The organism is Pseudomonas sp. SDO524_S393 (assembly GCF_054071875.1).
This window is the reverse complement of record NZ_JBSVVZ010000046.1, coordinates 28,884-52,329: the sequence shown is the minus strand read 5'-3', so window position 1 is coordinate 52,329 and position 23,446 is coordinate 28,884. Positions and strand designations below refer to the sequence as shown.

At 59.1% G+C, this 23,446-nt stretch carries 25 protein-coding genes; 16 read left to right on the top strand and 9 right to left on the bottom strand.

The genetic code is table 11. The annotated features are described in order from the left end of the window. The 3 genes from ACW9IB_RS19690 to ACW9IB_RS19680 all read left to right on the top strand — a co-directional run. On the top strand, positions 1–113 hold a 113-nt coding region (locus ACW9IB_RS19690), incomplete at its 5' end, for a hypothetical protein (protein ID WP_238346834.1). A 70-nt stretch (positions 114–183) separates the two neighbouring features. Beyond that, positions 184–693: a hypothetical protein gene (locus ACW9IB_RS19685; RefSeq protein ID WP_457415025.1), complete on the top strand. Its 510-nt coding sequence runs from the start codon at positions 184–186 to the stop codon at positions 691–693. A gap of 159 nt (positions 694–852) precedes the next feature. Beyond that, a complete protein-coding gene (locus ACW9IB_RS19680) occupies positions 853–1,497 on the top strand; it encodes an HAD-IB family hydrolase (protein WP_457415023.1) in 645 nt (214 codons plus the stop codon). 93 nt (positions 1,498–1,590) lie between these two features. Here ACW9IB_RS19680 and vapB read toward each other — a convergent pair whose 3' ends face one another. Both vapB and ACW9IB_RS19670 read right to left on the bottom strand, forming a co-directional pair. Continuing rightward, positions 1,591–1,830: a type II toxin-antitoxin system VapB family antitoxin gene (vapB, locus tag ACW9IB_RS19675; RefSeq protein WP_457367753.1), complete on the bottom strand. Its 240-nt coding sequence runs from the start codon at positions 1,828–1,830 to the stop codon at positions 1,591–1,593. 186 nt (positions 1,831–2,016) lie between these two features. Next, positions 2,017–2,976, bottom strand: coding sequence for a LysR family transcriptional regulator (locus ACW9IB_RS19670; RefSeq protein WP_457415021.1), 960 nt, complete (start codon positions 2,974–2,976; stop codon positions 2,017–2,019). 193 nt (positions 2,977–3,169) lie between these two features. Here ACW9IB_RS19670 and argH point away from each other — a divergent pair, with 193 nt between their 5' ends. The 7 genes from argH (at position 3,170) to ACW9IB_RS19635 (ending at position 10,035) form a co-directional block, all read left to right on the top strand. After that, complete coding sequence (gene argH / locus ACW9IB_RS19665) at positions 3,170–4,597, top strand: argininosuccinate lyase (RefSeq protein WP_457415020.1); 1,428 nt, start codon at positions 3,170–3,172, stop codon at positions 4,595–4,597. A gap of 97 nt (positions 4,598–4,694) precedes the next feature. Continuing rightward, the gene (locus tag ACW9IB_RS19660; protein WP_457415018.1) at positions 4,695–5,573 is read left to right on the top strand and encodes an amino acid ABC transporter permease; all 879 of its coding nucleotides are present in this window, start codon (positions 4,695–4,697) and stop codon (positions 5,571–5,573) included. A 24-nt stretch (positions 5,574–5,597) separates the two neighbouring features. Further along, a complete protein-coding gene (locus tag ACW9IB_RS19655; protein ID WP_457367756.1) occupies positions 5,598–6,362 on the top strand; it encodes an amino acid ABC transporter ATP-binding protein in 765 nt (254 codons plus the stop codon). A gap of 25 nt (positions 6,363–6,387) precedes the next feature. Next, the gene (locus tag ACW9IB_RS19650) at positions 6,388–7,209 is read left to right on the top strand and encodes an ABC transporter substrate-binding protein (protein ID WP_457415017.1); all 822 of its coding nucleotides are present in this window, start codon (positions 6,388–6,390) and stop codon (positions 7,207–7,209) included. 180 nt (positions 7,210–7,389) lie between these two features. Then, the gene (locus ACW9IB_RS19645) at positions 7,390–8,559 is read left to right on the top strand and encodes an MFS transporter (RefSeq protein WP_457367758.1); all 1,170 of its coding nucleotides are present in this window, start codon (positions 7,390–7,392) and stop codon (positions 8,557–8,559) included. A 54-nt stretch (positions 8,560–8,613) separates the two neighbouring features. After that, positions 8,614–9,561, top strand: coding sequence for a hypothetical protein (locus tag ACW9IB_RS19640; RefSeq protein WP_457415016.1), 948 nt, complete (start codon positions 8,614–8,616; stop codon positions 9,559–9,561). A 93-nt stretch (positions 9,562–9,654) separates the two neighbouring features. Next, on the top strand, positions 9,655–10,035 hold the full coding sequence (locus tag ACW9IB_RS19635) for a helix-turn-helix domain-containing protein (protein WP_457415014.1): 381 nt from the start codon (positions 9,655–9,657) through the stop codon (positions 10,033–10,035). 26 nt (positions 10,036–10,061) lie between these two features. Here ACW9IB_RS19635 and ACW9IB_RS19630 read toward each other — a convergent pair whose 3' ends face one another. Further along, positions 10,062–11,000 carry a GlxA family transcriptional regulator gene (locus tag ACW9IB_RS19630; RefSeq protein ID WP_457415012.1) on the bottom strand — a complete coding sequence of 313 codons (939 nt, stop codon included), beginning with the start codon at positions 10,998–11,000 and terminating at the stop codon, positions 10,062–10,064. A 113-nt stretch (positions 11,001–11,113) separates the two neighbouring features. On the opposite strand from ACW9IB_RS19630, the gene ACW9IB_RS19625 reads away from it, so the two are divergent. After that, positions 11,114–11,914, top strand: a complete 801-nt coding sequence (locus ACW9IB_RS19625; protein ID WP_457415010.1) for an SDR family NAD(P)-dependent oxidoreductase — start codon at positions 11,114–11,116, stop codon at positions 11,912–11,914. A gap of 5 nt (positions 11,915–11,919) precedes the next feature. Here the strand turns inward: ACW9IB_RS19625 and ACW9IB_RS19620 are convergent, their stop codons facing one another. The 3 genes from ACW9IB_RS19620 to ACW9IB_RS19610 all read right to left on the bottom strand — a co-directional run bounded on the left by ACW9IB_RS19620 (position 11,920) and on the right by ACW9IB_RS19610 (position 15,465). Then, a complete protein-coding gene (locus tag ACW9IB_RS19620) occupies positions 11,920–13,425 on the bottom strand; it encodes an amidase family protein (RefSeq protein ID WP_457415008.1) in 1,506 nt (501 codons plus the stop codon). Between the two features lie 143 nt (positions 13,426–13,568). Next, positions 13,569–14,297 (bottom strand): hypothetical protein, encoded by a 729-nt coding sequence (locus tag ACW9IB_RS19615; RefSeq protein WP_457415006.1) that lies wholly within the window; start codon positions 14,295–14,297, stop codon positions 13,569–13,571. A 109-nt stretch (positions 14,298–14,406) separates the two neighbouring features. Next, positions 14,407–15,465: an MBL fold metallo-hydrolase gene (locus ACW9IB_RS19610; protein ID WP_457367765.1), complete on the bottom strand. Its 1,059-nt coding sequence runs from the start codon at positions 15,463–15,465 to the stop codon at positions 14,407–14,409. 124 nt (positions 15,466–15,589) lie between these two features. Between ACW9IB_RS19610 and ACW9IB_RS19605 the strand changes: the two genes are divergently transcribed. Then, positions 15,590–16,216, top strand: coding sequence for a TetR/AcrR family transcriptional regulator (locus ACW9IB_RS19605; RefSeq protein ID WP_457415004.1), 627 nt, complete (start codon positions 15,590–15,592; stop codon positions 16,214–16,216). Positions 16,217–16,404: 188 nt separating this feature from the next. Beyond that, a complete protein-coding gene (locus ACW9IB_RS19600) occupies positions 16,405–17,463 on the top strand; it encodes a diguanylate cyclase (RefSeq protein ID WP_457415003.1) in 1,059 nt (352 codons plus the stop codon). Here ACW9IB_RS19600 and ACW9IB_RS19595 read toward each other — a convergent pair. Next, a complete protein-coding gene (locus tag ACW9IB_RS19595; protein ID WP_457367768.1) occupies positions 17,460–18,350 on the bottom strand; it encodes a LysR family transcriptional regulator in 891 nt (296 codons plus the stop codon). The genes ACW9IB_RS19600 and ACW9IB_RS19595 overlap by 4 nt on opposite strands. An 80-nt stretch (positions 18,351–18,430) precedes the next feature. Here ACW9IB_RS19595 and ACW9IB_RS19590 point away from each other — a divergent pair, with 80 nt between their 5' ends. Beyond that, complete coding sequence (locus tag ACW9IB_RS19590) at positions 18,431–19,135, top strand: CTP synthase C-terminal region-related (seleno)protein (RefSeq protein WP_457415000.1); 705 nt, start codon at positions 18,431–18,433, stop codon at positions 19,133–19,135. Positions 19,136–19,400: 265 nt separating this feature from the next. Here the strand turns inward: ACW9IB_RS19590 and ACW9IB_RS19585 are convergent, their stop codons facing one another. Beyond that, the gene (locus tag ACW9IB_RS19585) at positions 19,401–19,724 is read right to left on the bottom strand and encodes a DUF2025 family protein (RefSeq protein ID WP_457414998.1); all 324 of its coding nucleotides are present in this window, start codon (positions 19,722–19,724) and stop codon (positions 19,401–19,403) included. Between the two features lie 232 nt (positions 19,725–19,956). Here ACW9IB_RS19585 and ACW9IB_RS19580 point away from each other — a divergent pair, with 232 nt between their 5' ends. Together ACW9IB_RS19580 and ACW9IB_RS19575 are read left to right on the top strand one after the other, a co-directional pair. Then, positions 19,957–21,084 carry a glycerophosphodiester phosphodiesterase family protein gene (locus ACW9IB_RS19580; protein ID WP_457367771.1) on the top strand — a complete coding sequence of 376 codons (1,128 nt, stop codon included), beginning with the start codon at positions 19,957–19,959 and terminating at the stop codon, positions 21,082–21,084. A 148-nt stretch (positions 21,085–21,232) separates the two neighbouring features. After that, complete coding sequence (locus tag ACW9IB_RS19575) at positions 21,233–21,538, top strand: PepSY domain-containing protein (RefSeq protein ID WP_457367772.1); 306 nt, start codon at positions 21,233–21,235, stop codon at positions 21,536–21,538. 49 nt (positions 21,539–21,587) lie between these two features. Here the strand turns inward: ACW9IB_RS19575 and ACW9IB_RS19570 are convergent, their stop codons facing one another. Further along, positions 21,588–23,216: a methyl-accepting chemotaxis protein gene (locus tag ACW9IB_RS19570; protein ID WP_457414996.1), complete on the bottom strand. Its 1,629-nt coding sequence runs from the start codon at positions 23,214–23,216 to the stop codon at positions 21,588–21,590. Positions 23,217–23,446 lie beyond the last annotated feature (230 nt).

Sequence of the window (23,446 nt, the reverse complement as noted above, 5' to 3'; positions counted from 1 at the left end):
CCACCAACCCGTTCCCGTGGATGAGCGAGATCATGGACTTGAAGAAAGAGAAGAATTTCTTTGAGACTCGGGTGATTGAGTATCAGACGGGTGGTGCGTTGAGCTGGGATTGATACACAAATAAAAAAGAGCTGCTAAAGGCAGCTCTTTTTTTTGACAAATAATCAGGATCGGATCAGCAGCATGGAAATGCTTGTCTTCACACTTATCAGCATCGCCCTACTTTCCCTGGGAGCCTGGGGCATCCTGAGCGGAAGGCTTTACAGGAAACCGTTTACCCTTTACCTGATTGGATTCCTCCTGGCACTAGGGGGCGGATACATTGCCTATGGTCTGGACCTGGGATCTCAAAACGATACAGTTTCCAAGTTTTTCACCCACCTAAAACTAGCCTCCTCGTTCGTCAGCTACACCATCGCAGCAGCGGGCGGTAGTCTCATTGCCAGCGGTATTGTCTTGAAAGCGCAGCACCAAGCCAAAGAAGACCACCTGAGGGCGAAAGCTTCGGTAGAGCTTATTTTAGAAGCCATCAGGATCATCCAATTGAGCGCCAAGGAAATACTCGATGATCCAGGAAGATTTCCGTTAGAGCAGCAGGAACAAAGACTTGAATACCTGCGCCAACGTTTTTTCGACCAGCAAATCGCATTGCGTCACGCCATCGATCGACTGGAGCGCATGGAGTACCTATAAGGTCGAAGCAGTGCGGACTGCTTTTTTCATCGTCCCTGCAATGCTGTAGCCTTGTGCCCCAATTGCCACCTGCGTTGTTACTGGTCCAAATGGCCGCTGTCTTCGCAGATGAATGACTAAATTTACTAAATAGGACCGAGGCCACCCGTGAACCCAGACATGCTCGAAGCCGGCCCCGCTGACGCCAAAGTACTCTCCGTCTTTGACTTCGACGGCACCCTGACCCATCACGACAGTTTCGTGCCCTTCCTGAAATTCGCCTTTGGCCCTGGTGAGTTCTATGGCCGGATGGTCAAGCTGGCGGTGCCGGGGCTGCGTTTTTTGGTGCGGCAGATCAGCCGGGATGAGTTGAAGGCGCAGTTGATCCGCACCTTTATGACGGGGGTGGAGAAGGCGTGGGTTCAGCAGAAGGCTGAGGCGTATTGCCAGAAGACGTGGCCACGGTTGATGCGGCCGACGGGCTTGCAGTCGGTGGCGGATGAGTTGAAATCCGGGGCGGTGGTGACGCTGTGTTCGGCGTCGCCGGCGTTGGTGTTGCAGCCGTTTGCCGATCGGTTGGGGATCAAGCTGATTGGCACTGAGCTTGAAGTGGTGGATGGGGTGTTGACCGGCAAGCTCACCGGGAACAACTGCCGATGTGAGAACAAGGTGCTGCGGCTTGAGGCGGTGTATGGGGATTTGGGCGAGTATCGGCTCAGGGCCTGGGGCGATACGCGTGGGGATCGGGAGTTGTTGGCGGCGGCGCAGGATGCGCATTTTCGGCATTTTCATGCGAAGAAAAAGCGGGCTCGGTTGCAGCGGTGATGCGGGTGGGTGGGGTTAGCGGGTAGACCGAGGCGATCCCATCGCTGCCTCGCTGGGGCTCGAGAGCTCCCACATTTGATCGGTGCTAGAGGCCTAGTCGTCTAAGGACTCTCGGTCCTGGTGTTTCTGCTGGGTCCTTTCAAGCATGAAGTCGCTGGAGACGAATTCAGGGTTTAGGAAGAAGCTGTCCCAGGTATTTTCTGCAGGAGCAATGATTCGCTCATTGCCCATCGCGCGCACCGTTATATCTTCTACCTCTGCCGGGAAATGCAAATCTGCTGGGATGCAGACTGTTTGTTCTCGGTTGCCTGAGTTAATTTTTGTTTGATGCATAGGCGTACTCCTCCTGGTTGGTTAAAGACAATACAAGTCAGATGGCTTGCCGCCTAGGCAGAAAATGTATCGATACAAATAGCGAGTTCGGCGGGTGGACCGAGGCGATCCCTTCGCAGCCTCGCTGGGGCTCGACAGCTCCCACATTTGAGCTTCGTCAGCTTGTTGATCAGTGTTCGGCGGGGGCTATGTTGCGGCCTTGAGGTCTACGCCCAAGGCTGTGGCAAAGGCTTTCACCATCGAGCTTCTTGGGGCGTTGTGGCGCAGGATCAGGTTGAAGGCGGTGCTCAGTTGAACCTGTTCCGGGCACAGCGAGCGCAGGCGCCCTTCTCTTACCAGCGGTGCGGCGTAGTGTTCCGGCAGGAAACCGAGGAAGCGGCCTGTGAGGATCAGAATGGCGACAGCTTCCACTTGTGAAGCCGACGCAGACTGACTGTCGTAGTTGACGAACTGGCTCTTGTCCCGGTGAATCGCGTAGCGATGGTTCACCACTTCGTACTGGCGCAGCACTTCCGGTGTAATTTCACTCGCATTGAACAGCGGATGGCCTACGGCACAGTAGGCGTGGGCCTTTTCCTCATACAGCGGGAAATAGTCGAATTCTTCGCGGCGCTGGTACACCGGCACAATGCCGACGATCAAGCGCCCCTCCACTACACCGCGCTCAACTTCGTCCAATTGCGAGGCATGTAAGCGCAGCCTGATTTTCGGCGACTCGCTATGTAATTTTCCCAACGCGGCAATGAGCGGGGAATTAACATCGGACACGGTGTTATCAATAACGCCCACACTAAGGTCGCCAATAAGCTCGTTTTGCGCCGAACTAAGCTTGTCGCGAAAACTGTCCACCGAGGTAAATAACTCGATGGACGCCTGATACACCAGCTTGCCTTCTTCGGTCAGACCGAAGCCTTCCCTGCCCCGTGTGCACAGGCGCATGCCGATACGGATTTCCAGGTCGGAGATCTGTTTGCTGATGGCCGCCAGGCCCACGTTCAGCTCGTTTTGCGCGGCGCTGAAGCCGCCGGCTTCGACCACGGCCATGAACACACGCAGCAATTTGAAGTCCAGCCCGCTCAGTTGCAGGGGCGGTCTTGTGCCGGGTTTGGGCGGTAGGTTTCCAGAAGTGGAAAGTGGGGTTTCCATAATACGCGTTGACCTCAAGTGCCATATTCAACAGGCTTCAACCCAATCCTTGAACATAGCCAGGCGGCGATAATGAACATAAACATCCGCCCTTGGCAACCTTGAATACGGCGCGTCAGACGCTGGTTCAGTCTAGTTGAAAACTTATTTTTACTGCCTCCGACTCTTCTAAAAACAAGCGTGAGGAACACCCATGTCTCAGCCCACCGACCGCCTTTGGGGCGCTCGTTTCAAGACCGGTCCCTCGGTTGCCTTGGCCGCGTTGTCCCGTTGCCCTGAGCGCTATTTCCGCCTGACGCCCTACGACCTGGCCGGCTCCCGCGCCCATGCCCGTGAGTTGCAGCGCGCCGGTCTGCTGGACGAGTCGGAAACCGCGCGCACCCTCGCCGCCCTGGACGGTATCGGCGCGGATTTCGCCGCCGGCAACCTGCATCCCACGCTGGATGACGAGGATGTGCACACCTTCATCGAACGTGTACTCACCGAACGCCTCGGCGCCCTGGGCGGCAAGCTGCGTGCCGGGCGTTCGCGCAACGACCAGACTGCCAATGACCTGCGCCTGTTCCTGCGTGACCATGCGCGCACCATCACCACCGAGGTGTTGGGTTTGCAGCAGGCGCTGGTGGAGCAAGCCGAGCAGCATGTGGAAAGCATCTGCCCAGGTTTTACCCACTTGCAGCAGGCGCAACCCATTGTGTTCGCCCACCACTTGCTCGCCCATGCTCAGTCGATGTTGCGCGATGTGCAGCGTTTGGTGGATTGGGATACGCGCACGGCGTTGTCGCCGTTGGGTGCTGCCGCCATGGCCGGCTCCGCGATTGCCCGCCAGCCTGAGCATTCGGCCCAGGAAATGGGCTATACCGGGCCGTGCGAAAACTCCATCGATGCCGTCGCCAGCCGTGACCATGTGGCGGAATTTCTGTTTGTGGCAGGCATGCTCGGGGTGAATATTTCGCGCCTGTCCGAAGAATTTTGCCTGTGGTCTTCGCGGCAATTTCGCTGGGTAGTGCTGGACGATGCCTACGCCACCGGCAGCTCGATCATGCCGCAGAAGAAGAACCCGGACATTGCCGAATTGGCGCGGGGCAAGGCTGGGCGGTTGATTGGCAACCTGACCGGGTTGATGTCGACACTCAAATCGTTGCCACTCTCCTACAACCGTGATTTGAGTGAAGACAAGCACAGCGTGCTGGACAGTGTGGACACCCTGCTGCTGGTATTGCCGGCGATGGCCGGGATGGTTGCGACCATGAAGGTGCAAGTGGAAGAGCTGCGGCGCCAGGCGCCGATGGGCTTTACCCTGGCGACCGAGGTGGCGGACTGGTTGGCGACCCGGGGTGTGCCGTTCAAGGAGGCCCATGAGATTACGGGCGCTTTGGTGCAGGCCTGTGAGAAGCATGAGATCGAATTGTGGGAAGCCTCGCCAGCAATGTTGGCGGAGGTGGATGCACGGCTGACGCCTGAGGTGCGCGACTGCCTGACCCTGGAAGCGGCGATTGCGGCGCGCAGTGGATGGGGTGGGACGGCGCCGGAGCGGGTTCGGGAGCAGATTGGGCGGTTGAAGTCCGCATTAGCGGCTCAACAGCAGTGGGCAGAGAGTTATCAGGGGTTCCGGATTTAAATCTGCGGTATTTGGGCTGGCGTCTTCGCAGGCAAGCCAGCTCCCACATTTGGACCGCGTACAGTAGTTAGAGCGTTGTAAGTTTTGGAGATTCACCATGAACCAAACCCCGGCCGAGCGCTTGGCAGCCGAGCGCAAATTGTCCGAGAACCAGTTCGATATCACGCAGTACGAGCACGTGCCGCGGCGCTATTACGGGCGGATGTTTTTTGCCACCTTGATCGTGATCGTGTTGGCCGCGTTGTTGCGCGCATTCGCCAATGGCCAGATCGAATGGTCCTACATCAGTCAGTTCCTCACGTCTGAGGCCATCCTTTGGGGCCTGGTGAATACCATCGTCATGTCGATCCTGGCCATGGCGTTGGGCGTGGTGATCGGGGTAATCACGGCGATCATGCGCATGTCGGCCAACCCGATCCTGCGCTACGTGGCCATTACTTATACGTGGCTGTTTCGCGGCACGCCGCTGATTCTGCAACTACTGCTGTGGTTCAACCTGGCGTTGATCTTCCCGGTGATCGCGATCCCCGGCCTGTTCAGCATCGACACCGTCGACCTGATGACGCCATTCGTCGCCGCCCTGCTGGGCTTGAGCATCAACCAGGGCGCCTACACCGCCGAGGTGGTGCGCGCCGGTCTGCTCTCCGTAGACACCGGCCAGTACGAAGCCGCCAAGTCCATCGGCATGCCGAGCCTGCAAGCGCTGCGTAGGGTGATTCTGCCGCAGGCGATGCGCGTGATCATTCCGCCCGTAGGCAACGAGTTCATCAGCATGGTGAAAATGACCAGCCTGGCCAGCGTCATCCAGTACTCGGAGCTGCTGCACAACGCGCAAAACATCTACTACGCCAACGCCCGGGTGATGGAGCTGCTGATCGTGGCCGGCATCTGGTACCTGGCGGTGGTGACTGTTCTTTCATTTGGCCAAAGCCGCCTCGAGCGTCGTTTTGCCCGCGGCGCCGGCAAGCGTTCGTAAGTCTGGGTTGAGGAGAATTGCCCCATGAGAAGCATCGTCAAGGCCGTCAACCTGAACAAGTATTACGACCAGTATCACGCGCTGCGCGACGTCAATATCGAGGTCGAGCAAGGCGAAGTGATGTGCATCATCGGCCCGTCGGGCTCGGGTAAAAGTACCCTGCTGCGCTGCGTCAATCAGTTGGAAAAGATCGACAAGGGCGGCCTGTGGGTCGACGGCGAACTGGTGGGTTACCGCGTCGTCGGCAACAAGCTGCATGAGATGAATGAATCCCAGATCGCTCGCCAGCGCCTGGCCACCGGCATGGTGTTTCAGCGCTTCAATCTGTTCCCGCACATGACCGTGTTGCAGAACATCATCGAAGGCCCGTGCCAGGTGCTCAAGCGCTCGCCCAAGGAAGCCATCGAAGACGCGTTGGAACTGCTGGCCCGCGTCGGCCTGGCGGACAAGCGCAATGCCTACCCGGTGGAGTTGTCCGGCGGGCAGCAACAGCGTGTGGCGATTGCCCGTGCATTGGCGATGCGCCCCAAGTTGATGCTGTTTGACGAACCCACGTCAGCCCTCGACCCGGAGCTTGTAGGCGAAGTGCTGTCGGTGATGCGTGATTTGGCCACCACCGGCATGACCATGATCGTGGTCACCCATGAATTGGGCTTCGCCCGTGAAGTTTCCAACCGCATGGTGTTTATGGATGCCGGCCAGATTGTGGAAGCCGGCAGCCCCGAAGAAATTCTAATAAGCCCACAAAACCCGCGTACCCAAAGCTTTATTTCTGCCGTTCGCACTTAACTAAAAAACAAACGAGAACGCCCCCATGAAAAAATTGTTTATCCCAACGTTGCTCGCAGGCCTGATGGCCTCCACCGGTGTGTTCGCGGCCTTGCCGGCGGCCATCAAGGACAAGGGCGAGATCAGCGCAGCCATCGTGCCGAACTACCCACCGATGGATTTCAAGGATCCGGCCACCAACAAGATCACCGGCCTGGACTTCGACCTGGGCAACGCCCTGGCAGAGCGCCTGGGTGTGAAGATCAAATGGCAGGAAACCGGCTTCGAGCAGATGCTCAGCGGCCTGACCACCAAACGCGTGGACATCGTGCTGTCGGGCATGACCGACACCGCCGAGCGTCAGAAGGCGGTGACCTTCATCGACTACTTCACCAGCGGCCCGCAGCTGTACACGATGGCCAAGCGTGAAGACCTCAAGGAATTGACTGACCTGTGCGGTAAAAAAGTCGGCACCAGCCGCCGTACTACCTGGCCGTCGGAAATTACCGCATGGAGCAAGGAAAACTGCGAAGCCGCCGGTAAGCCAGCGATTGTGGTGATCGGCACCGAAGGCTCGGCGGACGCACGGGCGCAGTTGCAGCAGAATCGTCTGGATGCGGCGATGCAGGGCAGCGAGACCATTCCTTATCTGATGTCGCTGGACAAAGGTAAGTACAAGCCAGTGGGCCTGGCGATTTCCAAGCAGTTCACAGGACTTGGGATCGAGAAGAGCAACACCGAGCTGGTCACGGCGATCAGTGAGGCGTTGCAGGGCATGATCGATGACGGCACCTACGGCAAGATCCTGAAGAAGTGGGATCTGGAGCAAGGTGCTGTAGAAAAAATCACCATCAATTCCGGCCAGTAACTCACTCTGATTGTGGGAGCGGGCTTGCCCGCGATGGCGGCAGGTCAGCTTGCATATTCATGGCCTGACCCACCGCTATCGCAGCAGTGCAACGACTCGACAAGCCAGCTCCCACAGTTGATCTGTGTTCACTCCTGATTTGTGTTGTATTGAGAAACAACAAGGACGCTCGCCTCCACCGTGGCCACCTACTCCCTGGTAATCCGCCGCTTGATGATCTGCTCGCTGACCATCGTGATCAGCCGGGCGATGACCAGCCCCTTGATGACCTTGTTGCTCAGCCGTCGCCTGGGCCTCAATCAGCAGGACATCGGTTTGCTGATGGGCATCGCGGTGTTCACCGCCACACTGATGGGCCTGTATGGCGGCTACGTCATCGACCGCATGGAAAAGCGCAAGCTGCTGATCCTAGCGATGCTCTCCAGCTCCATCGGTTTTCTGTTACTGACCTTTGCCACCAACCTTTACCTCACCACCTTGACCCTGGTGATTACCGAGTCGGCGTCTGCGCTGTTCCTGATCGGTTCCAAAGCGATCATCAGCGAGAACCTGCCGGTGGACCAACGCGCCAAGGTGTTTTCCCTGCGCTACACCCTCACGAATATCGGCTACGCCACGGGCCCCATGGTGGGTGTGGTGATTGCCGGGCAGATGCCGCTGTTGCCGTTCATGCTGTCCAGCGCGATTGCGTTTATCAGCGTGTTTCTGATGATTGGCATTCCGCCCACCCAGCGCGACGAAAGCAGCAAACCCTTGAGTTTTCTCACCACCCTCAAAACCCTGCGCAACGACAAAAGCCTGGTGTTGTTCACCGGCGGCAGCCTGTTGAGCACCATCGTGCATGGCCGCTACACCCTGTACCTGTCGCAATTTCTGTTGGTGATTCACAACCCGGATGATGCGCTGAAAATTCTGTCCGCCGTACTCGCGTGCAATGCCATCACGGTCATGCTGCTGCAATACCAGATTGGCCGCTTCCTCAAGCGTGAACAATTGCGCTATTGGATCCTGCTCGGCACGGCATTGTTCATCGCTGGCCTGATCGGTTTCAGCCAGGCCGACAGCCTGCTGTCCTGGTGCGTCGCGATGTTCGTATTTACCTTGGGCGAGATGATCATCTTCCCTTCCGAGTTCCTGTTTATCGACACCCTCGCCCCCGAGTCGCTGCGCGGCAGTTACTACGGCGCACAGAACCTGGCGGCCTTTGGCGGCGCATTGAGCCCGGTGATCTGCGGCTATCTGCTGATCAATTCACCTCCCACCACAATGTTTTACGCGCTGGCCGGTTTGACGGCAGTGGGCGGCACACTGTGCTTCTTGAGTGGCAGGCGGGTTGCACGTTCTTGCTGATATTTGAGCTGGATCCCGCTATTAATAGCGAAACTTCTCACGGACCCGAGCCCCATGAAATTCGACACGGCCTACAGCCTGAGTCTCGACGACAAGCTGTCGATCTATGACGTTCGAGACCTGAATTTCGACGAAACCAGCGATTTCGACTCCGACAAGGATCGCTTTCTCTGCCCCAACGACGACTGCCGCGCAGCGTTCGATACGGGCAACGTCTTGAGCACCTTCAACGCCAAGAACGTCAATTACCTGCGTACTCCCCACTTCAAGAACAAGACCACCACCCGGCATATCGAAGGCTGCCGCTATGCCAGCACTCACAAGAACGCGACCGGCGAAAGTGACGACGAGCGCGAGGATAATTTCCCATCGGAATGGGTACTGACGCGGCGCCAGTATGAGCGTAAGACGCTTCCGGCCGGAGTCGAGGGTAGCCTCCCACAAGAACCGGCAAAGGCACCTTCACTCCGCGCCAGCAGCGCCTACAGCACCGGTGACAGCACCCCGGACAAGACCAGCGTGTTTGCCCATCCGGTGGAGTGTTACGTGTCCAACATCGATGATAAGGACAAGCTCAAGCGCATGCCGCTGAAGATCGGCGAGCACACCGCGACCTACTGGACGTTCTTCAAGAAAATCGAGTACCTGCAAGACAACAAGGGGCTGATCTACTGGGGCAAGGTCAAGGCGATCAAGGACTACACCAGCAGCTTTCGCATCGACTTCGAAAAGAAGGTGTGGCTCGACAAGAAGCCGTATTCGGTCAACGTTTACTTGAGCAAAAAGCTCATCGAAAACTACCGCAAGCGCAATGCGTTCCTGGAGCAGATCAAGGCCGCCGTGGACAGTGAGCGAGTGTTGTATTGCTTCTTCTACGGGGTGACGCCGGAGCTGAAACAGGTGCCGAGCAAGAAGAACCCCGAGCAGACCTTCGGGGTGTTCAGTGCGAATATCGAGAACCTGGACCACTTGATCATCCGCGAGGCGCCAGGGGTGGAATAAGGGCTGGTGAAACAGCCAGGTGATGAGCGGTCAGAACAACTGTATAAAAACACAGTATAGTTTGCCCTCACCGTCAAATCCTGGAGAAACCCCATGTCCTCTCTGGCAATGAGCTCTTTCGTAGAACAGCAGATCGTCCTGCATCAATTCACCGCCAAACACAGTGCCCAGGCCCGTGCAATGCTGGGCTGGAGCCGCGAAGAGCTGGCCCGCCAAGCCGAGGTGACGGTGGAGGCGGTGCAACGGTTCGAGAACCTGGGCGATGTGGACGATAAAACCCGTTTGAATCTGGCATTTCGGCTGGAAGCCGAAGGGCTGGTGTTTTTTCCGGGCTTTGCTCCGGGATGGGGAATGAGTGCCCGCCGGTTTGAAACGACACCAACCGACCCCGCCACCCCCGGCCTTATCTCGCGATTGATGGGCTCCACAGGCGTATCCCTGGAGTCGTCAAACCCTCAACCGAATGGCGCCTAGCATCCAACCGAATCACCGCAGCGACGTCAGGCCTGCAATTGCAGCGCGCGACGCATCATTTGCGGCGGTTGGCCAAAGGCACGCAGGAAGGCGCGGCGCATGCGTTCGGGGTCACCAAAGCCGGTTTCGCGGGCGATGATGTCGATGGAATGGTCACCGGACTCGAGCAACAAACGCGCCGCCTCGATACGCAACCGTTCGACGGCCTTCGCCGGTGATTGGCCAGTTTCGGTGCGAAACAAACGGCTGAACTGACGCGGGCTCAAATGGGCAACCTCGGCCAGGCGCTCTACCGACAATTCGTCTTGCAGATGCCGGCGGGCATAGGCCAAGGCGGTTTGTATGCGGTCAGATTTTGGGTCGATTTCCAGCAGGGCGGAAAACTGCGACTGGCCCCCCGCGCGGCGATGATAGACCACCAGTTTGCGTGCCACTTCACGAGCGATTTCCACGCCAAGGTCATGCTCGACCAGTGCCAGGGCCAAGTCGATGCAGGCGGTCATGCCGGCCGAGGTCCAAAGTGGGCCGTCGACGATGAAGATCCGATCTTCTTCCAACTTTACATTGGGGTAGGCCTGGCGGAATTCGCGGGCGTGATACCAGTGGGTGGTGGCTTTGCGCCCCTCCAGCAATCCGGCGGCAGCCAGATGAAACGCGCCCGTGCAGGTGGACGTCACGCGGCGAGACGTCTGCATGCCTTCCTGCAAATAGGTCAGCATGCCGGGCGTAGCCTTAAGTACTTCGTTGTCCCCCACCACCATCAGGGTGTCGTAGTGACGGCGGCCAAAGGGCACGCTGTCGATGGCAAACCCCATGGAACTGTTGATCGGCCCGCCCTGTTCCGACACCAGGTCCACCCGATAGAACGGTTGCTCCCTTTCCAGGTTGGCAAATTCGAACACGGTGCTGGTACTCAGGCTGAGCATCTGAAACCCGGGAAACAACAAGATACCGATGGACACCATGGTCAAACCCCATGTCTCAAAAAGAGGGATATACGTCATTGCCGCCAACACATTACGCTCATAATCTGGATCCAACAAGGCCGCCCTCCCCCGGCCATTCTGGAGCTGCTGCAATGAGTCAATCCAAAGGTTTTGCCCTGATCACCGGCGCGTCATCCGGTATCGGCGCCATCTACGCTGACCGTCTGGCCCGCCAGGGCTATGACCTGATTCTGGTCGCACGCAACCAACAGCGCCTGGAGCGGTTGGCGACACGCTTGACGGCCGATACCCAACGAGAAATCCAGGTGGTGGTTGCCGACCTCAACCTGCCGGCCGACCTGGCGCGCATCGAACAGATCCTGCACGACGACAGCCGCATCAGCCTGCTGGTGAATAACGCCGGGGTGGGTGCCACCGCCTCGGTGCTGGCCTCGGAAGCCGACAGGATGGACGCCATGATCCTGCTCAACGTCCTCGCCCTCACGCGTCTGGCCAAAGCGGCAGCCGCCAATTTTGTTGCTCAGGGGCGCGGTACGTTGATCAATATCGGCTCCATCGTCGCGGTTGCACCCAAGCTGTTGAACGGTGTGTACAGCGGTTCCAAGGCTTTCGTGCAGGCGTTCAGCGAATCCCTGGACCATGAGTTGAGCGACAAGGGGGTGACCGTACAAGTGGTGTTGCCCGGCGTGACCGCCACCGAGTTCTGGGACGTGGCAGGATTGCCCGTGAACAACCTGCCGGAAGCCCTGATCATGAGCGCCGAAAACCTGGTGGATGCGGCCCTCGCCGGACTTGCCCAGGGCGAAAAAGTGACGATCCCCTCCCTGCCGGATCTCGTGGACTGGAACGCCTATGAAAGCGCGCGCCTGGCGTTGGGGCCGAACCTTTCCCACCAAAAGCCAGCCGCACGTTATAGCCTGGAAAGCGCCTGACCTTTTCAGCGCCCAGGCTTCGACAAGGCCTGGGCCGTTGCCTGCTCATAGCCATAGGCCACGGCCAGCAGTTTTTCTTCAGACCAGCGCGTACCGAAGAAGTACGCGCTGGTGGGCTTGCCCTCCTCATCGGTACCGGAAGGTACGGTGATGCCCGGGTAGCCTGCGGCGGCTACGCCGAAATAACTATTGGTTTCGAAATCCGCCACCATGGCGTCCAGGTTTTCCTCGTTGATCGGCTTATCCACCGTTGCACGAAAGTCCGTGATCAAGGTGGTCCAGGCCTCCTCGCGTTCTTCAGGCGTAAGGGTCGAGCCACTCACCTCGTGGAGTGTCGGCTGATGATCAGTCTCTGTCCCGTCGCGTTCGTCGTTGAATTTGATCAGTTCCGTCAGTGACTTGACCGGTAATCCGTTACGCTGGCTCAGGTAAGTATTCAGTTCCTGTTTCACATCCGAGAGCACCAGTTCTTCGTAGCGAGAGGCGTCTCCCAGCCGCATGCTCACCGGCACCAGAATCGCACCTTGCTCCCGAAGTACCTCCAGGGTCTTGGTGAACTGCTCACTGTTAACCACCGGTTCCAGTTGACCTTCTACGACGAAGTTGGCGGGATAGCCGATACGCTTGCCCATCAGCGCTCCGGGAACGAGGGCCTTGGTGTAATCGATGCCTTCTGGTGCGCCGACGCTGGCCGGATCCTTCGGGTCGCGACCCGACATGGCGTTGAGCATCAACGCCACATCAAACACCGAACGTGCCATCGGCCCCGGCGTGTCCTGATGATGGCTCGCGGGAATAATGCCGTTGCGGTCCAGCAAGCCGACACTGGGCTTGAGCCCTACCACACCATTGAATGCTGCCGGTACGACGATTGAGCCATTGGTCTCGGCGCCGACTGCCAAAGGGGCCAGTCCTGCGGCTACCGCGGAGGCTGATCCGGAGCTGGATCCACCTACGTCCCAACTCGGGTTGAGCGGATTACGGGTTTGCCCGCCCCGACTGCTCCAGCCATCAGGGCCGCCGCGAAAACCACCGAGTTCGGTCAGGTTGGTTTTACCAATAATGACGGCCCCTTGTTCAATCAAACGCTGGACCAGCGGCGCATTCTTGCCAGCTGGATCACCGACAAGGCCAAAAGCCCCTGCGCTGGTTTGCATGCCTTCGGTCTCGATAGTGTCTTTGATCAGGATGGGGATCCCATGCAGCGGGCCTCGAACTTTGCCTTCGGCACGCTCCTGATCCAGCTTGCGCGCATCTTCCACCGCCTGGAAATTGAGCTCGATGACCGCATTCAAGTTAGGGTTCTGCCTGTTGATACGGTCCTGAAAGTACTTGACCAGATCGACTGAGGTCAGACCGCCCGGCTTGCTCATTTGCCTGCCCAGCTCACTGACGCTGGCGTACTCCAAGCCGGTCGGCATCGGCCTCAACGAGCCGGCCAGGGACGATGCCCCCACAAAATGCGAGGCAAGATGAATAAATGCGTGTACACCGTGACCAATTCCAAACATAAAGCACCTTTTAAGAGGGGGTAAGAAATGACGAAGCCCCCTTGTGGGGAGCGGGCGCCAGTCTAAAAACCCTGATCCTTCCAGGCTGCAAGACGCAGGTCGTTCACTTCGTGTGATTGTTCACTGCATGTTGTGTGTGCTCCCTAAACATCTGACAGACAACACACCCTGCGATACGCCTGCATCATCGACGCCAGCGAGTCCCCGGACCAACGCGTGCCGTAGAACCACAGCGTCGCACCGTTCCCAAGCGGCTCACCGACATGTGGATACCCATTCCAGCAGGCCGTACGAAACGCAGCGGTGTGGCTGTCAGACACCAGAGCATCCAAACGATGCTCGCTCACATGGGCATCGATTTCGTTGTGCGTCTGCAGGCTGAAACGCAGGGTTTCGTCAGGCCGCTGGGCCGACACCGCCACCAACTGCGCCCCGGCGCGGCGCAGAACGTCCAGCGCTTTCAGGAAAACAGCGCTGTGTTCGATCGGCTCACGTTCATGGCCACGCACCCACCGGTTGGCGAACCCCAGGCGTCGGCCTGTCAGGGGCTGGGAGGCAGTAAAGGTGGTGTTGTTCTGCACGAGGGGCACTTCAACCATCACCGGTCCGGAAGGATCGACACCGCTCAAGGCAATCAGTGATAACGAAGGGTCACGGGAAGGCTTGAGTGCCAGCGTGGGAGCGTCATACCCGGGAATAGGCACGCCGCCCTTCGACTGAACGCCGAACGCGATGCCGCGTGGGCTGGCGCTTTCACCCGTTGAACCGGGCGATTCAAAGGCCTTTCCCGAAGGCTCCAACAGCGACGACAAGGGCTGGCCCAGCCGACAGGCCATACCCACTCGCCAATATTTCTTACATTCTTCATCCATCAGAACCTGCCCCCGGAAAATGAATTTCCGGGGATCATCGCACCCTATTCCGGGACTTGTCGCAGGCCTGAAACACCTTGAAATTTCCTTTTTTCCGAACGCTCCGCGATCAGCTTACAAGACGCTCCTCCGCGCCCTGGTTTTCCACCTCCAGCCACCACGCATGGCCACGCTCAGGCTGGTTCAGGCTGAATGCCTGCCCCATTGCCGGCGTGGTGATCGACACATTGCGCTCCCAGGCCAAGGCCATGATGCGATCGAACGGTTCATGCCAGGCGTGGAAGGCCAGGTCGAAGGTGCCGTTGTGAATGGGCAGCAGCCAGCGCCCCTTCAGATCAATGTGCGCTTGCAAGGTTTGCTCCGGCTGCATATGCACATGAGGCCAGTCGACGTTGTACGCGCCGGTTTCCATCAGCGTCAGGTCAAACGGACCGTACTGCTCGCCAATGCGCTTGAAACCGTCGAAGTAACCGGTATCGCCACTGAAAAAGATCCGCCGCGTACCGTCGATCATCACCCAGGAACACCACAAGGTCTGGTTGCCATCAAACAGCCCGCGACCGGAAAAATGCTGTGCGGGCGTGGCGACGAAACGAATGCCCTCTACCTCGGTACCCTGCCACCAATCCAGTTGGCGAACTTTGCTCGCATCGATCCCCCACTTGACCAACGTGTCGCCCACGCCCAATGGCGCCAGGAAATAGCGGGTCTTGTCGGCCAGTTGGATGACAGCCTTGTGATCAAGATGATCGTAATGGTTGTGGGAAAGAATCACCGCTTCCAGTGCAGGCAACTCCTGCAGGCTGATGGGTGGCTGATGGAACCGCTTGGGACCGGCCCAACTGAAGGGCGACGCGCGCTCGGCAAACACCGGGTCGGTCAGCCAGAACTTGCCGCGCATTTTCAACAGCACGGTGGAATGTCCCAGGCGGAATACGCTGTGATCCGGCGCGGCCAGCAATTGTTCACGGGTCAGCGGTTGCACCGGAATCTGGCCTGTCGGTCGCGTGGTACGCGGCTTGTGAAACAGCATGTTCCAGAAAATACGCAGGGTCTTGCCAAAGCCGCCGTGCTGCACGGGGGTCCCATTACTGAAGTGGCCCTGGTCCTGCTCGGCAGGCTTGTGTGTCGCAGGCGATGGATCGAGACGGGATGAGATCGTGGCCATTACAAGGTTACTCCGAGGGACCGCTCAAAAAATTACACTGCACAGTGTAGTTTCAAGATTGCAACAAAATGCGGAGCAAGTAAACTACCGAGTGTAATTTTCTCTGAAGAGCCGAGCGCCGACCATGACTGCCCCTCAACGCCTCACCGACCGCAAGCGCGAAGCCATCGTGACTGCGGCCATTGCCGAGTTTCGCGACAACGGCTTCGAGGTCACCAGCATGGACAAGATCGCCGCCACCGCCGGCGTTTCCAAGCGCACGGTGTATAACCACTTCCCCAGTAAAGAAGAGTTGTTCGCAGAGATTCTCCACCAGCTCTGGGCCAGCAGCGCGGCGCAACTGGACGTGAACTACACCAGCGAGCGTCCGCTGCGCGAACAATTGCGGGGTTTGCTGGAGGCGAAGATGAAGATGATGTCGGACGCCAACTTTCTCGACCTGGCCCGGGTCGCCATCGCCGCCACCATCCATTCCCCGGAACGTGCGCAAGACATGGTCAACCGCCTGAGCAAACGCGAGGAAGGCTTTACCCAATGGGTACGCGCCGCCCAGGAAGACGGCCGCCTTGACTGTCCCGATCCGGCCTTCGCCGCGCACCAGATACAAAGCCTGCTCAAAGCCTTCGCCTTCTGGCCACAGATCACGCTGGGCCAACCCACCCTCGAAGTGGCTGACCAGGCCAATGTGATCGAGTCGGCCATCGATCTATTCCTCGCCGGGTACGAAGTTCATCCGCCAGCCCCTCGATAAACGGTTGCATGAGCGACATTGCACGTCGCTTTTGACGCATCCGCCCTCTGTTTCACGCAAATGGCCCGGAAGGACACTGATTATTCCCGCGCGAATAACTGACAATATTCACCGGTATTATCCGATCAACGGTTAATCCCACGAATGCGCGTTGCCGTACCTGCAAAAAAGAGTTGACCCGGAAAGCTATGGAAAACAGACGAGGCAAAGGGCTTTCATTTGCCAGACGTATCTACAAGCCAAGGATCATTGGCCTGGGTATCGGCAGCATCAGCGTTGCTGCGGCCCTCTCCCCCCTGCCGATGCCCGGCTGGGTCTGGGTATTCCTGTTATTCAACGGATTTGGGTGGGCTCACGTGGCCTATCAGCTTTCAAGCCGTTCGCAATTCCCCTACCAGGCCGAACAACGCAACCTGATCTACGACTCGCTGTTCGGCGGGTTCTGGGCCGCCGCCACGCAGTTCACTCCGCTGACGGCGGTGACCATTCTGTCGATGATGACCATGAACAACGTCGCCGCCGGCGGCAAGCGCCTTTTCCTGCGCGGTGTGCTCGCGCAAGCAGCCGGCGTTGCGGTGGCCTGGCTGCTGTTCGGCATGAAGTTCAACCCCAATGTGAGCCTGACCCAGGTCTATGCCTGCCTGCCGATGCTCACCCTCTACCCGATGGCCATCGGCATGGTCTGCTATCAACTGGCAATCAAACTCTCGGAACACAAACGCGCCCTCAGTGCGTTGAGCCGTACTGACAGCCTTACAGGCCTGCTCAACCACGGCTCGTGGAAAGACCTGCTGCAACTCAAGTTCCACAAATGCCAGCAGCAACAAAGCCACGCCACCATCGCCTTGATCGACATCGATCACTTCAAGCAGATCAACGACAGCCACGGGCATATCGTCGGTGATGCGGTGCTGCGACAACTCAGCGTGGAACTGCGCAAGCACTTGCGGGAAAACGACCTGGCAGGACGTTACGGGGGCGATGAATTCTGTGTGATTCTTCCACTCATGCCCTCGGAAGAAGCGGCACGCGTGATGGAACACATGCGCGAAACCTTCAGCAACTACCGTAACCCGCAGATCCCCGAACTGCGGGTGAGCCTGAGCATCGGCCTGGCAGACTTCCAACCCTGGTTCACCGACGCCGCGATGTGGCTCAATGCCGCGGACCGTGCCCTGTATGCCGCCAAGGACACCGGGCGCAACCGGGTCAATGTCAGCGACGAGCCGATCGCCCACTCGGCCTAGGCGTCGCGTGACGGCCAGCGCACATGCCGTCCCAGCTCGTCGAACAGCGTCACCACCGAGCGTAATGCCCGGCAATCGGGACGCGTCAGCAACCACAGTGCTGTGTCACGCCCTGCCAGTGCGGGACCGATGGGTTGCAGGTCCGGCGCCAGCATGAACGCCGGCAATGCTGCGACCCCCAACCCTGCCCGCACCAGTTCGGCCACCGCGAGCATGCTGTTGCAGCGATAAGCAGGACGCACACCGGGCAAGTGTTCGCGGCGCCAGACCACCGTGGGGTGATCAGGCAGAAAATCGTCCGGCGCAATCCAGGAAAGCTCAGTCAATGCCCGGTCCTGATGCCGGCGCGCGTAATCGGGATTGGCGCACACCTGATACGTCACCGCCCCCAGGCAACGCCCTACAAGGTGCTCGGGCGGTGTCTTGGTCAAGCGCAGGGCAATGTCTGCGTCGCGGCGGCTGAGGTTGGCAAAATCGTTGGACGTACTCAACTCCAACGTCAAGCCCGGATATGTCGGCATGAACTGCGCCAGGGCCGGCAGCAACAGGCCCTGCAACACCGAGTCGGTGCAGGTCAGGCGCACGGTGCCGCTGACCACTTCACCGCCCTGCTCCACACCGATACGCGCGGCGTCCAGCGCCTGCTCGGCGCGCTCGGCCTGCTGCGCCAGGTGGCTGGCCAGGCTGGTGGGCAAATAGCCAGAGCGGCTCTTTTCAAACAGCGACTGACCCAGTGCCGCCTCCAGGCGCCGTACCGCACGGAACACCGTCGACACATCCACCCGCAGCAATGCCGCGGCGCGTGCCAGGGTGCCGCCGCGCACGAGGGCGAGGATCAGCGAAAGGTCCGGGTAGTCGATTCGATAGTGCGCTGCTGCATTGAACATGTGGGCAAACGCCAATATTGATTGCGTGAACGCCAATCTATAGTGCGCGCCAGGACACAACAAGCCATGGGATGCCCACGATGAAAACCACTCCACTGCACATCGCCTTGATCGGTGATCACGATCCCCATGTCACTGCACACCAAGCCATTCCCGTGGCCCTGCAACGGGCTGCCGACACCCTGGGTCTGGACATTCATCTGCACTGGCTCGACACCGACAACCTCACATCCACGCTGCCCCTGCATGGTTTCGACGGTTTCTGGTGCGTACCCGCCAGCCCTTATCGCGATACCGAGGGCGCACTGCGGGCCATCCGTTTCGCCCGGGAACAGCGCCGTCCTTACCTGGGCACCTGCGCGGGTTTTCAGCACGCCGTATTGGAGTACGCGCGCAATGTGCTGGGCTGGGCCGACGCCGAACATGGCGAGTTGGCACCCGAGGCCAAACGCGCTGTCATCGCCCCTCTCAGTTGTGCACTGGTGGAAGCGATCGACAGCGTGCGCCTGACCCCCTACACCCGAATTGCCGAGGCGTATGGCGCCCTTGAGTTGCAGGAGGGGTATCGCTGCCGTTTCGGTGTGAATCCTGAATTTCTGGATGCCTTGCTGGAGGGCGATCTGATCCCAAGCGGTCATGACGCCACGGGCGACCTGCGCGCGGTCGAACTGCTCGACCATCCGTTCTTCGTCGCCACCTTGTTCCAGCCCGAACGTGCGGCGCTCAAGGGCGTTACGCCACCGCTGGCGATAGCGTTTCTCGAGGCCTGCCAGCGCCTGCAATAAATAAGTTTGCTGTGGTGAATGGGGCTTATTGTGGTGACCAATCACTTTTGGTGTTGCCCTTTTTTGTGATGAGAGGGGGATGCTTGTGGTGAGCGGGCTTATCCCGCGCCGGGCTGCGCAGCAGCCCCAATAAAACCACCGCGTTATTCCAGAAAGAATGCGTCGTCTGGTTTCAGGGCGGCTTCGCCACCCAGCGCAGGACAAGCCTGCTCACCACAGTGGCTGTGTATTGAGTCAGATGGATTCGCCGGGGTTTTGCCTCCGCTCACCCCACCAAACGGCGCAACGCCACAATCTGCGGGATCTCCACCCTGCGCATATACACGCACAACGGCTCGGTGATGTGGATGCGTTCGTCAATGTTCTGGTCCAGCAACAGTTGGATACGCTCACGCGACAGGGTCATGGCCTGGCCGGCGGCCGGTAGCCAGACGAATTCGGTGGTGGGAATGATGCCGTCGTCGGCCACGTCCATGCCGAAGGCGTCTTCGCTGAAACGCACGAGGTACTGGCCGGTCTTGCGGTTCAGGCCGACAAAACCCTGGAGTTGATCGGCGGCCTGGCAGATGAGTTCGGAAGTGATGCGCATGCTAAACCTCACTGAAAAGTCCCATCGGGACTGGAAAGATGGTTTGCACGCGTGGCGGAAAGTAGCGCCCTCTGACGGGGCAGCTTCAGGCAAGCGTACTGCAACACAGCGCAAAAAAACCGAGAAAATTGGCCCCTGCGCACGTTAATGTCGGTTTGGTGATAGCGCCTTTCGCAATCAATTGTTAAAAAGGAGGCCTTCTCAAAGCTACCTCCACGAAAGGACTTCGCCTATGCCTGTCACGTTTACCAAGAGCGCCTTGCTGCTCGCACTGATGCTCGGCCTTGGCCAGGCACAGGCGCAAGACCCGATCAGCCCGGCTGAATTGGCAACCAACGAAGGCATTCCGTACCCGGCGGTCATCGCCCACCGGGGTGCGTCCTTTGATGCTCCCGAATCCACCGCCGCCGCCTACAAGATCGCCCGCGACCTGGGGGCCGACTACCTGGAGATGGACCTGCAACGCAGCAAGGACGGCGTGCTGTTCGCCCTGCACGACAACAACCTGCAGCGCACCACCGACGTCGCCACCAAGTTTCCTGACCGCAAGGACGCCCCGGCCAACGAGTTCACTTGGAAAGAACTGCAAACCCTCGACGCCGGCAGTTGGTTCAACGCCGCCTACCCGGACCGTGCACGCCCAGGCTTCGTCGGCCTGAAAATCCAGAGCCTGGACGACATCATCAAGATTGCCGAGGGCAACCCGCAGCACAAACCCGGCCTCTACATCGAGACCAAGGAGCCCAAGCAATTCCCGGGTATCGAGGCCGATCTGAAAAACAAGCTGCTGGATAAAGGCTGGTTGAGCTCGGCCGGCTCCAAGCTGGGCAAGAGCAACACCGGCGTAGGCCAGGGCAAGGGCCGTGTCGTGTTGCAGACCTTTGAAGTTGCCAGCCTCAAAGAGCTGCAAAAAGAGATGCCCAACACCCCGAAAATCCTGCTGTTGTGGGTAGGCCCGGGCAGCATCGAGCCGAAATCCACCCAGACCTTCGCCGAGTCCGGCGAGGCCACCAAGGCCGCCTACTACGCCAAGCAGGAGCCTAAGGACGCCGCCGAGTTCGAAAAATGGGTCGACGAAGCCAAGAGCCTCGGTGCCATCGGCACCGGCCCGTCCGCTGAGCTGACCAATCACGGCGACCAGAGCTACACCGACCTGGTCAAACCGGAGATGAACAAGCTGACCCACGACAAGGGCCTGCTGGTGCACGTCTACACCGTGGACGAACCGGTGGACTTCGACAAAGTGATGAAGGCCGGCGTCGATGGCATCTTCACCAACCGCGCCGCCGAACTGTTGAAGTTCTACAAGCGCTGGCCGTCCTCCAGCGTGCAAGACCTGTTGAACGACTACAAATACTGAGCGAAGGCCGGTGGTCAGGCTGGGCCTGATCACCGCGCCCGACGGCATGAATAAACGGTGCAAACGTCTGAATCAATTTAAGGGTGAATTAAGTTGCGCTGGTTAATCTGGCCCCACTTAAACAGCTCACCCGAGAAGGACATACACCATGAAAACCCTGACCGCTTTGTTCGCCGCCACCGCCCTGACCCTGACCGCGGGCCTCGCCCAAGCCGATGTTCGCCCGGACCAGATCGAAGGCCTGCTCAAGTCCGGCGCCGTCAAGCCTTTCGTAGACCTCAACAAAGACGCTCTGGCCAAACACGCCGGCGCCACCATCAACGACACCGAGCTGGACCATGAAGCCGGTCGCCTGGTCTACGAAGTGGACCTGACCGACACCGCTGGCAAACAGTGGGATGTGAAGCTCGACGCCAAGACCGGCGAAGTGCTGGAAAACAAGCAAGACACGTAATTCGCAACGCAAAACAACGCCACCCATGGGTGGCGTTTTTTATGCCCGGTCAGGCACTCAAACGTGCCGTCACTTCATTCAGCTCCCCCGACAACCCTCGCAGGTTCTGACTTGCCGCTTCCGTGCGCTGCACGTTGCTCAGGTTGGCCGTGGCGACCGTGGTGATCTGGGTGATATTGCGTGAGATATCCTCCGCCACCGACGTCTGCTCCTCGGCAGCCGTGGCGATCTGGCGGTTCATGTCACGGATGGCTTCCACCGCCTGGGTGATGTGGGCCAGCATGGCACCTGCCTGGGTGACTTTCTCCACACTCTCATCGCTGCATGACTGGCCGCTTACGATGGCCTCGGCCGCGTCCACCGCGCCCGTCTGCACGGCTTCGATAATGCTGTTGATCTCGATGATTGACGTCGCCGTGCGTTGCGCCAGGCTGCGCACTTCATCGGCCACCACTGCAAAACCCCGCCCGGCCTCGCCTGCACGCGCTGCTTCGATCGCCGCATTGAGCGCCAGCAGATTGGTCTGCTCGGCGATCCCGCGAATCACCTCCAGCACCTTGCCAATCCGTGCGCTGTCGGTCTCCAGACGTCGAATGATGGTGCCGGTACTGAGAATCTCGTTGCGCATCTGGCCAATGGTGGCGATGGTGACTTTCATCACCTCGCCGCCTTCCCGAGCCGACTGGTCAGCTTCATCGGCAGCTTGCGAAGCGCTGGCCGCATGCCGTGAAACCTCTTGGGCTGTGGCTGACATTTCGGTCATGGCCGTCGCGACCTGGTCGGTCCGGTTGAACTGATCGTGAGTACCCGTCGCCATCTGCCCGGCGATGGCATTCAACTCGCCACTGGCACTGACCAGGTCGGTGGCGCTGCGCTGCAAACGGCTGAACGTTTCGGCAAGGAAATCGCGCAAGGTATTGGCAGCGGTGGCCAAATGGCCCAGCTCATCCTGACGGCGACTGGCCACACGTTCGGCAAAACGACCATGACTCAGTTGGGTCACATAGTCGATCAAACCACGGATCGGCAAGATCAGATTGCGGTTGATCAGCCAAAGGCTGAGCAAGCCGATCAAGACACCCGACAACACCATGATCGCCAGACCTGCCAGCACCGTGCGCTCAACGTAGGCGCTGATGGCACTGGACTGCCGGCTGCCTTGCTCCCGCAGGTCGCTGACCAGGGCGCTCATCTGCTCGCTGGCGGCACGGTCCACCCCCTTCACCGCCGCGTCGCCCACCGTTGCATCACCGCCCGCCATCACAAAGGCATCACGACCACGCTGATAGGCCACGCCGAGTTGCTGGTGTTCCTGGCGCAGCGTGTCGATACGCTGGCTCAGAGTCGGGTCTTCCCGGGTCTGGTTCACCAGCCGTGTGAGGATGCCTTGCACATCCCGTTGCCGGTCCTGGAACTGGCCCCAGTATTTTTCCAGGTCCTGGGGCTGTTTGCCGCGCAGCAGGACGTTTTTCCATTCCTGTACCTGCACCTTGAATTGCAGGTTGGCTTCATCGATCAACTGGGATGTGAGCAACGGCCCGTCCATCAACGTGCGATAACTCTGCACCCCGCTGGAGAGGAAGTTGAAACAGGCCAGGGCGATCAACAACATCGCCAGCAGACTGCCACCGAGCAACGACAGAATCTGTGCTCTCAAGGAGGTTCGTAAAACATTCATCGGGGTAAAGCCTCGACACAAGGGGAGTGGCGCACACACGCCATAACGTCCCTGTCATCAAAGGCACCGCCAGTCCACAGCGGTTCTCAACGGCCTGAATCGGCTGTGCCAGAGGCTTCTTGAACGAATCCTGACAAACGGTCAATAAAATGTCACCGCTGCGAAATAAACCCCAAACGGTCACAAAACTGTCAAATCACCTTGCAATGATTCGCCCACGCGAACCTGTG

Coding starts and splice junctions, on each gene's coding strand:
- argH (WP_457415020.1), top strand. CDS start 3,170: ATGTCTCAGCCCACCGACCGCCTTTGGGGCGCTCGTTTCAAGACCGGT.
- vapB (WP_457367753.1), bottom strand. CDS start 1,830: ATGCATCAAACAAAAATTAACTCAGGCAACCGAGAACAAACAGTCTGC.
- ACW9IB_RS19585 (WP_457414998.1), bottom strand. CDS start 19,724: ATGCGCATCACTTCCGAACTCATCTGCCAGGCCGCCGATCAACTCCAG.
- ACW9IB_RS19650 (WP_457415017.1), top strand. CDS start 6,388: ATGAAAAAATTGTTTATCCCAACGTTGCTCGCAGGCCTGATGGCCTCC.
- ACW9IB_RS19635 (WP_457415014.1), top strand. CDS start 9,655: ATGTCCTCTCTGGCAATGAGCTCTTTCGTAGAACAGCAGATCGTCCTG.
- ACW9IB_RS19655 (WP_457367756.1), top strand. CDS start 5,598: ATGAGAAGCATCGTCAAGGCCGTCAACCTGAACAAGTATTACGACCAG.
- ACW9IB_RS19680 (WP_457415023.1), top strand. CDS start 853: ATGCTCGAAGCCGGCCCCGCTGACGCCAAAGTACTCTCCGTCTTTGAC.
- ACW9IB_RS19600 (WP_457415003.1), top strand. CDS start 16,405: ATGGAAAACAGACGAGGCAAAGGGCTTTCATTTGCCAGACGTATCTAC.
- ACW9IB_RS19620 (WP_457415008.1), bottom strand. CDS start 13,425: ATGTTTGGAATTGGTCACGGTGTACACGCATTTATTCATCTTGCCTCG.
- ACW9IB_RS19670 (WP_457415021.1), bottom strand. CDS start 2,976: ATGGAAACCCCACTTTCCACTTCTGGAAACCTACCGCCCAAACCCGGC.
- ACW9IB_RS19570 (WP_457414996.1), bottom strand. CDS start 23,216: ATGAATGTTTTACGAACCTCCTTGAGAGCACAGATTCTGTCGTTGCTC.
- ACW9IB_RS19580 (WP_457367771.1), top strand. CDS start 19,957: ATGCCTGTCACGTTTACCAAGAGCGCCTTGCTGCTCGCACTGATGCTC.
- ACW9IB_RS19610 (WP_457367765.1), bottom strand. CDS start 15,465: ATGGCCACGATCTCATCCCGTCTCGATCCATCGCCTGCGACACACAAG.
- ACW9IB_RS19685 (WP_457415025.1), top strand. CDS start 184: ATGGAAATGCTTGTCTTCACACTTATCAGCATCGCCCTACTTTCCCTG.
- ACW9IB_RS19575 (WP_457367772.1), top strand. CDS start 21,233: ATGAAAACCCTGACCGCTTTGTTCGCCGCCACCGCCCTGACCCTGACC.
- ACW9IB_RS19595 (WP_457367768.1), bottom strand. CDS start 18,350: ATGTTCAATGCAGCAGCGCACTATCGAATCGACTACCCGGACCTTTCG.
- ACW9IB_RS19590 (WP_457415000.1), top strand. CDS start 18,431: ATGAAAACCACTCCACTGCACATCGCCTTGATCGGTGATCACGATCCC.
- ACW9IB_RS19625 (WP_457415010.1), top strand. CDS start 11,114: ATGAGTCAATCCAAAGGTTTTGCCCTGATCACCGGCGCGTCATCCGGT.
- ACW9IB_RS19605 (WP_457415004.1), top strand. CDS start 15,590: ATGACTGCCCCTCAACGCCTCACCGACCGCAAGCGCGAAGCCATCGTG.
- ACW9IB_RS19615 (WP_457415006.1), bottom strand. CDS start 14,297: ATGGATGAAGAATGTAAGAAATATTGGCGAGTGGGTATGGCCTGTCGG.
- ACW9IB_RS19660 (WP_457415018.1), top strand. CDS start 4,695: ATGAACCAAACCCCGGCCGAGCGCTTGGCAGCCGAGCGCAAATTGTCC.
- ACW9IB_RS19640 (WP_457415016.1), top strand. CDS start 8,614: ATGAAATTCGACACGGCCTACAGCCTGAGTCTCGACGACAAGCTGTCG.
- ACW9IB_RS19630 (WP_457415012.1), bottom strand. CDS start 11,000: ATGGTGTCCATCGGTATCTTGTTGTTTCCCGGGTTTCAGATGCTCAGC.